Source organism: Candidatus Skiveiella danica, from assembly GCF_022705245.1.
Classification (GTDB): Bacteria; Pseudomonadota; Gammaproteobacteria; order Burkholderiales; family Burkholderiaceae_C; genus Skiveiella; species Skiveiella danica.
The window spans coordinates 222,728-236,347 of the sequence record NZ_JAKJEW010000001.1; the positions used below are offsets into that span (position 1 = coordinate 222,728).

The following is a 13,620-nucleotide window of genomic DNA, read 5'->3' on the forward strand; positions in this document are numbered from 1 at the left end:
TGGCGTTGCCACACCCCGGCGTGCGCGGACAGTGGGGATGTGGGTCCGCAAGACTCTTGACTTGATAGCGCCTGATGACCCGTCGACGCCGGGTTCTGGTTGATTTGATCTGAAAGTGATCGTTGAGATGGCCCCACGGCATCCCCAAGGCCACGGCCCAGGCCTCCTTGAATGCCGGAAGCCGCAAGGGCTGGTCGTTGCCGGGGTTGGGCGAACGCCAAGGCCGGCCGCAAGCGCCTTGACGAGGTCAAGCCTCGCGATAAACTGAATTCATGCTGACCCCGACCGTTGCGTTCTTCTCCCCCGTGTCGGGCCGGGGTGCGGGCGGGCCACCGTGAAAATCCGGCGCGCCAGCCAGGTCACCACCGCGGCGATCGTCCTGGTGTCATTGATTGCATTCGTCTGCCTGCTGGTGGCACGGCAATCCTGGATCGTCTCGCGCGGGGCCTACGAAGCCCGCCTGGCGATGCTCGCCCACACCGACCGGCTGGTCGCCGCCAGTGATCGCATGACCGACGCGGTGCGCGCCTTTGCCACCACCGCGGATCGGCGCCATTACGACAGCCTTCTGCAGGCCTTGCAGGCCGAGCGCAAGCAGGAGTTGTCGGTGGACGGCCTGCGCCGGATGGGGTTCACCGATGACGAGTTGGCGCTGCTGGCGCGTGCCCGGCACCAGACCGAGCGGCTTGCCGGGCTGGACCAGCAGGCCATTGCCGCGGTCGACGCGGGCAAGCTGGGCGAGGCCATCCGCATCGTGTATGGCCCCGAGTACGGTGCCGCGAAGAACGCCGTCATGGAACCGATCGCCGAGGCCCGGCGCCAGCTGGAGCAGCGGCTGGCCGACAACGCCGCCGAACTGGCCCAGCGCGGGAAGGTCCTCAACGACCTGGCCTTGCTGGCACTCCTGGTCAGTGCGGCCATCGTCCTGGCCGTGCTGGTGCTGTTCTACCAGCGGCGCGTCGTGAATCCCCTGGTGGACATCGATGCCAGCCTCAGGGCACTCATCGCGCGCCAGGACGGCGCGGCCATCGGGCACCAGAAGGACACCTCAGAAATCGGCGAGCTGGCGCGCTCGATCGAGCAATACCGGCTGACCGTGGCCGAGGCCGACCGCCAGCGCTGGGTCAAGACCAGCCTGGCGGAGATTGCCGATGGCCTGCTGGGCATCGAGCAGCCCACGGAGATGGGCGGCCCACTGCTGTCGTCGCTGATGCCGCTGCTGGGCGGCGGCCGTGGCGCCTTTCATCTGTTTGATGAGGCCGACGGGCGCTACCACTTTGCCGGAGGTTACGGCCTGGAGGCCGGCCCGACGGCGACCGCGTTTGCGGCCGGCGAAGGTATGGCAGGGCAGGCGGCAGCCGAGCGCCGGACCATCCGCCTCACCGACCCGCAAGATGGCAACCTGTACCTCGGCTCGACCCCGGGTCAGGCGCCGCCGCGCCTTCTGGTGGCCGTGCCTTTGCTGACCGATGACACCGTGCCCGCGGTGCTGGAGATCGCCATCTTTGGCGCGCTGACCCCCGAGCAAAACAGCTTGCTCGACGACGTCGCCCCGATGGCGGCGCTCAAGCTCGATGTGCTGCAACGCAGCCTGCGCACCCGCCAGTTGCTGGACCAGGTGCAGGCCAGCGAGGCCGAGCTGCGCCACATCAACTTCCTGGCCGACAGCGCGCTGGACCTCACCAAGGCGGGCTACTGGCATGTGCCGCTCGACGGCACCGGCTGGTACAACTCCTCCGAGCGTGCCGCCCGCATCTTCGGCGACCTGCCGGCGCCGGGCCACCGCTACCAGATCGCCGAGTGGTCGCAGAACGTCTTTGCCGGCGACGAAGAGGCCGCCAAGGCCACCATGGAGCACTTCAGCGCCGCGATCGCCGGGACGATTCCGGTGTACGACTCGACCTATGCCTACAAACGGCCGGTGGACGGGCGCGTCGTCTGGATCCACGCGCTGGGCCATGTGGTCAAGAACGCTGCGGGCGAGGCCACCGATATCTTCGGCGTCACCCAGGACATCACCGAGTTCAAGATGCTGGAAATGGCGCTGACCGGCGCCAAGCAGAAGGCCGAAGAGGCCACGCAGATGAAGTCCATGTTCCTGGCGAACATGAGCCACGAAATCCGCACGCCGATGAACGCGATCATCGGACTCTCCCACCTGGCGCTGCGCACGCCGCTGAGCGCCAAGCAGCGCGATTACCTGACCAAGATCCACACCGCCGGCACCTCGCTGCTGGCCGTGATCAACGACATCCTGGACTTCTCCAAGATCGAGGCCGGCAAGCTCAGCATCGAGAACACGGCGTTCCGTCTGGACGAGGTCATCGATTCGGTCATCACGGTCACGGGGCAGAAGGCGCATGAAAAGGGGCTGGAGTTCCTGGCGCACCTGCCAGCCTCGGTGCCGCCATGCCTGGCGGGTGATCCGTTGCGCCTCGGGCAGATCCTCACCAACCTGGTCAGCAATGCGGTCAAGTTCACCGAGCACGGGGAGATCCGGCTGCGGGTGGAGGCGCTGGAGCCGTCGGGCGACCGCTGCCAGCTCCGCTTTTCGGTGCAGGACACCGGCATCGGCATGACGCGGGAGCAGGCCGACCGTCTGTTCCAGCCCTTCACGCAGGGCGACATGTCCACGACCCGCAAGCATGGCGGCACCGGCCTGGGCCTGACGATCTGCCGCCGCCTGGTCGAGATGATGGAGGGGCAGATCGGGCTGGAGAGCGAGCCGGACGTGGGCACGACGGTCTCCTTCACGGCTTGGTTTGGCGTGGGGGAACCGAAGGCGGCGGGCACAGTGGTGCCCGAGGGCCTGGCCAGCCTGCGAGTGCTGGTGGCCGACGACAACGTTGCGGCCAGCGAGATCATTCAGGAGGCCTTGCGCGGCATGGTGCAGTGCGTCGACGTGGTCAGCTCCGGGCCGGCTGCAGTGGCCGAAGTCCGGCGCATGGACGCACGCCAGCCCTATGACGTGGTCTACATGGACTGGCGCATGCCGGGCATGGACGGTCTTCAGGCCGCGCGCCTCATCCGCAGCGACGAGTCGATGCACCAGCAGCCGGCCATCGTGCTGGTGACAGCCTTCGGCCGCGAGGAGATCCGGGACGAGGCCGAGCACCTGCAGCTGGACGGCTACCTGCTGAAGCCGTTGACACGGTCCATGCTGGTCGACTCGCTGGTCAACGTCGTAGGCGCGGGGACCCCAGAGGCACCCCTGCACGCCGAGCCAGCCCAGAGCCCGAGTTTCCCGGGCTTGCGCGTGCTGCTGGTCGAGGACAACGACATCAACCAGCAGATTGCCACGGAGCTGCTGGAGGGCGCCGGTGCATCCGTGGAAGTTGCCCACCACGGGCGGCAGGCGGTGGACCGCCTGCTGGGCGGCGGGGACTACCACCTGGTGCTGATGGACCTGCAGATGCCGGAGATGGACGGTTACCAGGCCACGGCCCGGATCCGCGCCGAGCCGCGCCTGGCACAGCTGCCGATCATCGCCATGACCGCCCACGCGACCACCGAGGAACGCCAGCGCTGCCTGGACGCCGGCATGAACGACCACGTGGCGAAACCGATCGATCCGGCACTGTTGTTTGCCGCGCTGGGCCGCTACTACGCGCCAACGCTGAGTCCGGCGACCCCCGGCGCGGCACCGCCGGCCGATGGCGAAGCGATTCCGGCCATCGAGGGCCTGGCGGTGGAGGACGCGCTGGCGCGCATCGGCGGCAACCGCGAGCTTTACCGCAAGCTGCTGCGTCAGTTCCTGACCCAGGCGTTCATGCCGGATGAGATTGAGCGGGCACTGGCCGCCGGCGACGGGCCGGCCGCCGAACGGTTGGCCCACACCGTGCACGGGGTGGCAGCCAATCTGGGCGCCCGAGGCGTGCAGGCCCGCGCGGCCGACCTGGAGCAGGCCTTGCGGGAGCGGGCCGAGGTCCGGACCGTGGCCGCTTGCCAGGAAGCGTTTCGAGCCAGCCTGGATGCCTTCGTCGCGCGCCTGCGTGCCGCCCTGCCCCCGGACCCAGTGGCCGATGCAGGCACGGCCCAGGCGGTGGACCCGCAGCAGATGGCCGCTGTGGCCGCCCAGATGCAAGGCCTGCTGGGCCGGTTCGACGCCGCCGCCACCGAGCTCTTGGACACCCATCGGGACCTGTTTCGCGCCCTGCTCTCGCCGGATCGTTTTCCTACCTTCGAAGCCCAGATCACGGGCTACGCCTTTGCCGAAGCCCGCGCCACGCTGGCCCAGGCCGCCGCAGACAAGGACCTTGCCCTGCCATGAACGCCTCACCCGCCGACAGCCGCGTTCTGATCGTGGAGGACGCCCCCGCCAACATCCAGGCCCTCACCGCCATCCTGCGGGAAAAAGGCTACGCGATCAGCATCGCCACCAACGGCCGACAGGCGCTCGACGTGCTGGCCGCGGTGCGGCCGGACCTGATCCTGCTGGACGTCATGATGCCGGAGATGGACGGTTTCGAGACCTGCACGCGTATCAAGGCTTCGGCGCAGTGGCGCGACATCCCGATCATCTTCCTGACCGCGAAGTCCGAGACGGGCGACATCGTGCGTGGCTTCGAGCTCGGCGCAGTGGACTACGTGGCCAAGCCGTTTCACGCCCACGAGCTGCTGGCGCGGGTGCACACGCATCTGGCCATGCACCGCCTGCGACGGGAAAACGAACAGCTGGTGCGCGCGGAGTCCGAAAACGCCCGCCACCGGTCCGTGGCCCAGATGGTGGCCGGCGTGGCGCACGAGATCAACACGCCGCTGGGTGTCATCAACACCGCTGCCAGCCTGCTGACCCGTTGGCTGGCCGAACCGGTCATGGTGACCCTGGCCAAGACCGCGGACGGCCAGATGATGGCCGAAGACCTGGCCGAGGCGGCCGGGCTGATCACCCGCAACGCGCACCGCGCCCACAAGCTGGTGCAGGATTTCAAGAAGGTTTCGGTGAACCAGATCACCGATGTGCGCGAGAGAACCAGCCTGGCCGAGACCATCGAAGAAACCGTCAATCTGTTTCGAGCCACCGCCCGGCGGTCGCCTATGCAAGTCATGTTCACGAACAACTTGCCACAACCGCGCGGCGAGTGGACGGGCTACCCCGGTTCGCTCTCGCAGGTGCTGCTGAACCTGCTGAGCAACGCGCAGCGCTATGCCTACCCCGAAGGAGTTGGCGGCCGGGTGGAGATCGAGCTGTCGGCTGACCCGCCGGGCATGCCCGACGGCTACCAAATCACGGTGCGCGACTTCGGCCAAGGCATCCCGCCCGAGAACCTGCCGCGCATCTTCGAGCCGTTCTTCACCACCGGGCGCGGCCAGGGAGGCAGCGGCCTGGGCATGTCCATCGTGCACACCATCGTCACGGCCCACATGAAAGGAGCGATCGCCATCACCTCGACTTTGGGTGAAGGAACCACTGTGGTCATGCACCTGCCCCGTACGGTTCCGGCGTAGTGCTCGTGAACGACGAAAGCTCTGAACCGGATTCCCGGAGAAGCCTAGGGAAGACACCAGACGCTTTGCCCGCTTCGATCAATACGCTGCGTGAGCACACCTCCACTTTGCCTTCCGCTGAGTTCATTTCAAGGGTTGAGGCAACCTGATTCTCAACACGAAAAGGGGTCTGAAATGTTTCAGAAAGAGTTTGAAGTTCTGGTCGTCGACGATGACCCCGATGTGCTGGCTGTGACCAAACTGGCGATGCGGGGCATCAAGGTCTACGGCATTCCCTTGAAAGTTCGTACTTGCGCGAGCCTGGCCGAAGCCATCGAGTTGTTCAACACCAAAGCCGATCTGCTGCCGGCGCTGGCTGTCGCCTTGATCGACGTGGTGATGGAGACCGACACCGCGGGCCTGGACCTGTGCAGGTACGTGCGCGAGGAACGCAAGAATCAGTTGACCCAGCTGTTCATCAGGACCGGTCAGCCCGGCACGGCGCCGGAGCGTTCTGTGATCGATCGCTATGACGTCAATGGCTACTTCACCAAGGCCGAGGCCACGGAGGACAAGATCTACTCCATGGTCAAGAGTGGCATTCGACAGTTTTACTGGTCGTTTTTCGCGGTGGGCGTTCTGGGAGAGATGCGCCGAGTCGCCGCTGCAGTGGGCTCACGCGCCCGGATCGCCAGCATCATCCAGGACCACTACGACCGAGCCTTCCTGGAGCGCACTGGTGAGCCCGTGGGTTCCTACACCAATGTGAATGTCGCCTGCATCTTCGGTGACGAGGTTGCGGCTTCCTACGGCTGGAATCAAGAGGCAGCGCTTGAGGCGCGCGACCGCCTGGACAAACTCGAAGGTGTACCCATCGGCGAGCCCGGCGACAAGTACGTGATTGACGAAAACAATCAGTTGCTCGTCAAGGTCTGCGCACGTCCAGGCATCGCGGCGGCTTGCCTGGTCTCGACGCCCACGTTTCGGGTACCGGATTTCGTGCCTGAAGTGGTCTATTACTCCATCTGCTCGCATGCGGCCAACTGGAATTCTTCCAGCTAGTTCAAACGCCCGTCCACCCGCAAACGGACAGAAGCCAAACACGCATCGACCAGAATTCCTCGGGTTTCTTTTGAACGACGAATCCGGCATCCCTGAAATTCCATGCCTGGTGAGGCGCTGCTACCGGCGGCAGCGCGGAAGTACCCCACGCACCTGACCCGCAGGAACCAACGCAGGGTACGTGCTCCACGGCGGGTGAACTCGTCTGGGTGTCCCTCACCCACCCGAGCGGTTCGTGCGCCATTCACCTAGGGAAGACACCAACAACCTGTATTCTTCGGACCAATAGACTGCGCGGGAGCGAAACCGGGCCCTCACGGACGGGCGAAACCTCACCCGCTGGCCCAGTTGATCTTCACCACATCATCACGGAGCAAGACATGTTTCAAAAGGAATGGGAAGTTCTCGTCGTCGATGACGACCCCGACGTGCTTGCCGTCTCGAAGTTGGCGTTGCGCAGCGTCAAGGTCTACGGGGTTCCGCTGAAAATCCACACCTGCGGGAGCATGGCCGAGGCGGTTGAGCTGTTCAACACCAAGGCGGACCTGCTGCCGTCGCTGGCCGTGGCTCTGATCGACGTGGTGATGGAGACGGATACCGCCGGTCTGGACCTCTGCCGCTTCGTGCGGGAGGAGCGGAAAAACCCCTTGACCCAGCTCTTCATCCGTACCGGCCAACCCGGCGTTGCGCCGGAGCGCGCGGTGATCGACCGCTACGACATCAACGGGTACTTCACCAAGGCCGAAGCCACGGAGGACAAGCTTTATTCGATGATCAAGAGCGGCGTGCGCCAGTACTACTGGTCGGCCTTCGTGCTGGGCATCGTTCCAATGGTGCGCCAGATCGCGGCGGAATTCGGGTCCCGCGCGGCGATGGCGAAGACCCTCCAGAACTTCTACGACGCGGCCTTTCAGGAGCGTTCCGGTGCCCCGATCGAGTCCTATTCGAACATCCGCATCGCCAGCATGTTCGGTGGGGAGATCGCGGCCATCGTGGGCTGGGACACGGCTTCGGCCTTTGCGGCGCGAGACCGCCTGCTGCAGTTGCCTGGCGTGCCCTTGGGGCTGCAGGGCGACCAGTACGTGATTGGCGATGACCACCAGTTGCTGATCAAGGTGGGCGCGCGTCCGAACGTCGCCGAGGCTTACCTCGTGGCCACCCCCACGTTTCGCGTGCCGGAATTCGTGCCCGAAGTCATGTACAACGCGCTGTCGGCCATCGCGTCCAACTGGCATTTTTCAAAATAGCCCGCAGGGGAAGCACCGCACCGCCGCAAGGCCACAATTCCGAATTCACCATCGTCAAAGGAGACCCGCATGCACCTGTCCGAGTTCCACGTCGTCCTGGTCGACGACGAGCCCGATGTCCTGGAGGTCTCCCGGCTCGCCATGCGGCATTTCAAGGTGTATGGCCTGCCGATCCGGCTGCACACCGCGACCAGCAAGGCGCAGGCCATCGAGGTGCTGAGCGGCCTGACGCTGGGCCGGCCGGACATCAGCATGGCCTCGGTCGCGCTGATCGACGTGGTGATGGAGACCGACCATGCCGGGCTCGAGTTGTGCGACCACATCCGTGAGGTGATGAAGAACCGAACCATGCAGATCTGCGTGCGCACGGGTCAGCCCGGCATCGCCCCGGAACGTGCGGTGCTGGACCGGTATGACATCCAGGGCTATTTGTCCAAGGCCGAGGCGACCGAGGACAAGCTGTACACCGTGGTCAAGGCAGGCATACGGCAGGCTTCGTTCATCGGGCAGTCCCACGCCTTGCAGGATCTGTTGCGCTACCTGATCCCGTCCGCCACTTCGAAGAGTGCGATCGCAGACGCCTTGCGAAACTGGCAGCGGCTGGCCCGCCTCACGCTCGCGGGCACCAAGGCCCAGACGATCGAGTCTTCGCTGGCCTACATCGTCGATGGCGAATTCGTCACCGGTGTGGGGGACTGGCAGGACGCTGGCACCGCGACCCGACGGCGCGACGAACTGGCGGCCTTGCCGTCCGAGGCGTTCAACGAAGACGGCGACCGGTTCACGGTCGATGGCCGCGATCTCCTGATCCAGATCGCACCGACCGACCTGAATGCCGGTGTGCATTACCTGCTCAGAGGGACGGCCACACCACCCGATTGGGAAATCTTCCTGTACCACCGCTACCTGCGCTCCTTCTCGGCGCTGTGGAAGCTCGCGCACTGACCACACGCCGCAGCGGCCTGAGGGCGCCCGGTGACGGTCTCTCACCGGATGGCACCCGCCGGTGATCATCGGCGCCCTCCTCCTATTTGAATCCGCCTTGACGGCGGGCAAAGACAGCGCGGATAGCCCACTGCCGCAGCTTGCCCGCGGCAGGGCCGTGCCCCATGATTGTCTGGCGGGCGATTCGGTTTCCAGGTCGCAAGCGCTCAGGGTCAGGCGATAGAGCCGCCCTGATCGGGGTCCGACCAGCCGTCGCCGCAAGGGCATCGGTTCAAACAACCCATAGGTGTGCATCATGGTTGACCTCTCCAAGCGCGATCTCTTGAAACTTTCTGGTTTGGCCGGCGGTGCGGTCGCCTTGGGCAGCGGGTTGAGCGGTTGCGGGCTGGGAAGTTCGGCCAACGCGGCCACAGGGCTTTCGCCCGAAAAGAACACGCTGTTCGCCAGCCTGCCCGAATACAAACTCGGCTCGAAACCGGTCGTCGGCGACATGATGCGCATCACGTTCCTTGGCACCACGCCGCTGGAGCGACTCACGCAGTCGTGCAGCAGCGTGTTTGTCGAACTGGGCAATGGCGAGTGTTTCGTCTTCGACTGCGGCGCAGGTGTCACGATCAAATACACGACGATGCAGATAGCCTATTCGAAGATGCGCAAGATTTTCTTCACACATCTGCATGGCGACCATACCAGCGACCTGACGCACATTTACTGTTTCGGGCCGCAGGGCGATGCAAAGTCACCGCTGTACATCTGGGGCCCGTCGGCATCGGGTGTGCAAGACCCGGTGGATGGTACCTATTACGACGATGGCACGCTGAACTTCGCCTACCATTTCCGCGAAATGAACCGCTGGCACACCGAGTCACAAAGCTTCGTGCCGACGCGCTACACGGACTCAGAGGGCGACGGCTACGACATCTTTGCCACCGAACTGAACTGGAGGAACGGTGATACCTCGCGCTCCTGGACTACGCGCCCGTCAATTCCGAAGCCACCGTCTGGCCAGTGGGTGGCCTACGAGGCCAATGGCGTGCGTGTCTCCTATTTCCCGGCCATCCATGGCCGCGCAGGCTCGGTCAGCTACAAGCTGGAATGGAAGGGGCTGTCGATGATCTTCACCGGCGACACCAAGCCGAACCGCTTCCTGATCGAGAACGCCAGCAATGGGCCGACCCCGGTGGACGTGCTGATCAGCGAGATGGTGGTGCCACCCCAGTTCTGGGCCACCAAGCTGTCCGGCCAAAGCGATCCCAACAACGTCCAGTACCAGCTCGCACTGAAAAATTCCTGGGCCGTGCAGGAAAATTCGCACACGCCCCAAAAGGCGCTGGGATATATCCTCAACGAGATCGCCAAGAACGGCAAGCCACCGCGCCTGGCGGTCGGAACGCACTTCCAGGCCGAGGACGACACCATCGTGCCAGCGCTGGCAGACATTCGATCCTGGTATTCGGGGCCCTTCACGGTCGCGAGCGACTTCATGGTGATTGACGTGACGCGCGATGCCGTCACGCCCATGCGAGCGATCGTCTCGGACTACGCCTGGAACCCACCGCCGGCCGACCCGCGCAGCGGCTACACCGACGATCCGAAATACAAGGACAAGCGTCCCGTGAATCCCTACGCACCGATGGCGCCGCTGGCGCAGTTCGATCCATGGCTGCTGGCCCACGTCATTCCACCGTGCTTCTACGATCAGGAGGATTTGAGCTGCGTCACGCCCTATCCGCCGCCCTACAAGTCTGAATAGGCCGCGACCGGGGGCACATGCCCAGCGGCGGCGATCAGCGAGGGAGACGGTTCACGGCACCCGTTTTTGGGTTTATCCTGAGCGCCTAACGCTAATTTTTTGGGAGCATCATGCGTCAACACCTTTCCAACCTTGTCGCCGCAGCCTTGGTGCTGACAACGATGACCGGGGCCGTGGCCCAGACGTCCCCCCAGGCAGCAAACGGCCCCTCTTCAACGGTGCTGACGCCCAAGGCGCAATACGACGCCAGCGTCAAGCGAGCCAAGACACGCCTCGAGGGCGACCAGAAGATCTGCAATGCCGAAACGGAATCGGCCACACGCATGCAGTGCAAGCGCGACGCACAGAGTGAATACGACAAGGCCGTCGCCGCAGCCAAAGCCGAGATGACCGCAGCGGGCCAGCCCGTTGCCGCTGCGCCAGCCTGCGTCGATTGTGGCAAGGTTGTCAGCGTGAAGCAGGTCGAGAAGAAGGGGGAAGGCAGCGCCGTGGGACTGATCGGCGGTGGCGTTGTCGGCGGTGTGCTGGGGCACCAGATCGGCGGCGGCACCGGCAAGACTCTGGCCACCGTTGCGGGTGCTGCGGGTGGCGCCTACGCAGGGCGCGAGGTGGAAAAGAAAATGAAATCGAAGAACGTATGGAAGGTGGATGTCAGCTTCTCCGGTGGCGGCACCTCCAGCTACGAGTTCGAAAACAACCCAGGCTACAAGGTGGGCGACAGCGTCAAGCGAGCGGGCAACAGCATCACCCGTCCGTGACCTGCCTGACGCGCAGCCCCTTCGCGACTGGGGCTATGATTCCATTCAATCCGCTATTGGGCACCCCTGCCCAGAGCGATCGCGGGTACAGAGAAGACCGTTTTTGAGGAGATTCAGGTGATCAAACGCATTTTTTCCTGGCTCACCGGGGCTGCTTTCGGTCTGGCCCTGCTGCTGCCCCAGGCGGCCTTTGCGCAGACCGCCGCCAAGCCGTTCAGCAACGAGCAACTTGAGCAGATGACGGCGCCTGTTGCTCTGTATCCGGACTCCCTGCTGGCGCAGCTGTTCATGGCCACCACTTACCCTGACGACTTCGCGGCCGCCGCGGCCTGGTCGAAGAGCCATCCCAACGACAAGGGCGATGCGGCCGTCAAGCTGGTGGAGAACCAGCCCTGGGACCCCTCGGTTGCCTCGCTGGTGGCTTTCCCTGAAGTGCTGATCACCTTCGGCGACAAGCCCGACTGGGTGCGCAACATGGGCGACGCCTTTCTGGCCCAACCCGAGGATGTGATGAACGCGGTGCAACGCCTGCGCCAGAAAGCCCAGCAAGCGGGCAACCTCAAGAGCAACGAGGAGATCAAGGTCTCGACGCAGAAGCCCGAGGCGCCCGTGACCACGGTCGTGCAGCAGTCGGCGCCGCCAGCGCAGGTGATCGTGATCGAGCCGGCGCAGCCCAGTGTGGTCTATGTGCCGGCATACAACCCGGCCTATGTCTATGGACCCTGGCCGTACCCCGCCTACCCACCCTACTACTACCCCCCGCCTCCGGGCTACTGGTTCTCCCGCACCATTGCCACCGGCATTGCCTGGGGCATCGGCATCGGCATCAGCAACGCGCTGTGGGGCGGCTGCAACTGGGGCCATGGCAGCGTGAATGTCAATGTCAACCGCTACAACAACATCAACGTGAACCGGCAGATCAACGCCAACGGCAACCGGTCGAACTGGAACCACAACCCCGAGCGTCGTGGCAATACGCCGTACCGCGGCGGGGACGCGACCCGTCAGAACCTTGACAAGAAGTACCAGTCAGGCAACCGGGAACAGTATCGAGGCAAGGACACAGGGCGTGACCCGTCGCGCGACGCCAGCCGAGAGCGCGCCGCGCAGACGATGCAGGACCGCGGCGTTGCCGCCAACACTGGATCGGCCCGTGACAGGGCCCAAAGCGTGGATCGCGGTGCGATGCAACAAGGCCTGCAAAACATGGATCGCGGGGCAGGACAGCAGCGTCCGCAGGCTGCATCCCGAGACAACGCGCTGGCCGGCGCCGGCGACCGGCAGGCCCGCCAGCAGATGGATCGGGGCGCGGCCAGCCAACAGATGGCGCGCCCGGCGCCATCTGCCCGCCCCGCCCCGTCGGGCGGTGGTGCGCGAGCCGGTGGCGGTGGCGGTGGCGGTGGTGGCGCACGGGCCGGCGGAGGCGGAGGCGGAGGCGGCGGCAGGGCTGGTGGTGGTGGCCGTGGCCGGTAACAGGAGGAATAGGACATGATGAACACAACAAGTGCTCGCAAGGCCCTGCAACAGGCGCTTGGCGCCTTCGTGATGACCGGCGCCGTGGCCCTCGCGATGCCAGCCCTTGCCCAGCAGGCCTATCCGTCGCCCTCTGCGGCTGCCGATGCCTTTGTCGACAGTCTGGCCCGCAACGACGACACGCAGTTGAAGACCGTACTCGGTGCCGGCTATGGCCGCTACATCCCGCCTGAGACCGCCGACTACCAGGATCGGCTCAATTTTCTGGCTGCCTGGGCACGCGGAAACAAGATCGTGGCGTCGGGCGACAACAAGGCCATGCTGGAAGTCGGCACCAACGGCTGGACGCTGCCGATCCCGATTGTGAAGACGGCCGCCGGCTGGAAGTTCGACATCAAGGCGACCCCGGCCGAATTGCAGACCCGTCGCATCGGACGCAACGAACTGGCCGCGATCCAGACGGTGCTCGCCGTCGCTGACGCCCAGGAAGAGTTCTATGCAGCCAACCCGGATGGACGGGCCGTGAAGCACTTCGCGCAGCGCGCCGTCTCAACCCCTGGCAAGCGCGACGGCTTGTACTGGCCCTCGGCAGCCAATGCGCCGGAGAGCCCGCTGGGTCCGGCGTTTGCGGACGTCCGGCCCGGGCAGGCCTATCACGGCTACCGCTATCACGTGCTGACCGAACAGGGCAAGGACGCGCCAGGCGGCGCCCGGAGCTACCTGCGCAATGGCTTGATGACCGAGGGGTTTGCCTTGGTTGCCTGGCCGGAGCGCTACGGCGACACGGGGGTGATGACCTTCATCCTCAGTCGCGACGGCACGGTCTACCAGAAGAATCTGGGGCCTGCCACCGACGCGGCCGCGCGCCGGATGAAGGTCTACAACCCGGACGCGAGCTGGCAGAAGGTGGCGCCTGCCAAGTAGCGGTATGAGCCCGCACGCATACTGGCCTTGC

9 protein-coding genes are annotated in these 13,620 nt (G+C 65.1%); all 9 read left to right on the top strand.

The window, feature by feature from the left end:
• Positions 1–334 precede the first annotated feature (334 nt).
• Complete coding sequence (locus ACMUOY_RS01085; RefSeq protein ID WP_413890184.1) at positions 335–4,270, top strand: response regulator; 3,936 nt, start codon at positions 335–337, stop codon at positions 4,268–4,270.
• Positions 4,267–5,448: a sensor histidine kinase gene (locus ACMUOY_RS01090; protein WP_413890186.1), complete on the top strand. Its 1,182-nt coding sequence runs from the start codon at positions 4,267–4,269 to the stop codon at positions 5,446–5,448. The genes ACMUOY_RS01085 and ACMUOY_RS01090 overlap by 4 nt, the downstream gene beginning before the upstream one ends.
• 174 nt (positions 5,449–5,622) lie before the next feature.
• Positions 5,623–6,489: a hypothetical protein gene (locus tag ACMUOY_RS01095; protein WP_413890188.1), complete on the top strand. Its 867-nt coding sequence runs from the start codon at positions 5,623–5,625 to the stop codon at positions 6,487–6,489.
• Between the two features lie 380 nt (positions 6,490–6,869).
• Positions 6,870–7,736, top strand: a complete 867-nt coding sequence (locus ACMUOY_RS01100; RefSeq protein ID WP_413890190.1) for a hypothetical protein — start codon at positions 6,870–6,872, stop codon at positions 7,734–7,736.
• Positions 7,737–7,805: 69 nt separating this feature from the next.
• A complete protein-coding gene (locus ACMUOY_RS01105; protein ID WP_413890192.1) occupies positions 7,806–8,681 on the top strand; it encodes a hypothetical protein in 876 nt (291 codons plus the stop codon).
• A 295-nt stretch (positions 8,682–8,976) separates the two neighbouring features.
• On the top strand, positions 8,977–10,434 hold the full coding sequence (locus ACMUOY_RS01110; protein ID WP_413890194.1) for an MBL fold metallo-hydrolase: 1,458 nt from the start codon (positions 8,977–8,979) through the stop codon (positions 10,432–10,434).
• A gap of 110 nt (positions 10,435–10,544) precedes the next feature.
• A complete protein-coding gene (locus ACMUOY_RS01115) occupies positions 10,545–11,192 on the top strand; it encodes a glycine zipper 2TM domain-containing protein (RefSeq protein ID WP_413890196.1) in 648 nt (215 codons plus the stop codon).
• A 117-nt stretch (positions 11,193–11,309) separates the two neighbouring features.
• Positions 11,310–12,665, top strand: a complete 1,356-nt coding sequence (locus tag ACMUOY_RS01120; RefSeq protein WP_413890198.1) for a DUF3300 domain-containing protein — start codon at positions 11,310–11,312, stop codon at positions 12,663–12,665.
• A 15-nt stretch (positions 12,666–12,680) separates the two neighbouring features.
• On the top strand, positions 12,681–13,589 hold the full coding sequence (locus ACMUOY_RS01125) for a DUF2950 domain-containing protein (RefSeq protein ID WP_413890200.1): 909 nt from the start codon (positions 12,681–12,683) through the stop codon (positions 13,587–13,589).
• Positions 13,590–13,620: the final 31 nt, after the last annotated feature.

Bases quoted from the DNA above. Each gene is read 5' to 3' on its own strand.
- ACMUOY_RS01090 (WP_413890186.1), top strand. From the start codon at position 4,267: ATGAACGCCTCACCCGCCGACAGCCGCGTTCTGATCGTGGAGGACGCC.
- ACMUOY_RS01095 (WP_413890188.1), top strand. From the start codon at position 5,623: ATGTTTCAGAAAGAGTTTGAAGTTCTGGTCGTCGACGATGACCCCGAT.
- ACMUOY_RS01100 (WP_413890190.1), top strand. From the start codon at position 6,870: ATGTTTCAAAAGGAATGGGAAGTTCTCGTCGTCGATGACGACCCCGAC.
- ACMUOY_RS01105 (WP_413890192.1), top strand. From the start codon at position 7,806: ATGCACCTGTCCGAGTTCCACGTCGTCCTGGTCGACGACGAGCCCGAT.
- ACMUOY_RS01110 (WP_413890194.1), top strand. From the start codon at position 8,977: ATGGTTGACCTCTCCAAGCGCGATCTCTTGAAACTTTCTGGTTTGGCC.
- ACMUOY_RS01115 (WP_413890196.1), top strand. From the start codon at position 10,545: ATGCGTCAACACCTTTCCAACCTTGTCGCCGCAGCCTTGGTGCTGACA.
- ACMUOY_RS01125 (WP_413890200.1), top strand. From the start codon at position 12,681: ATGATGAACACAACAAGTGCTCGCAAGGCCCTGCAACAGGCGCTTGGC.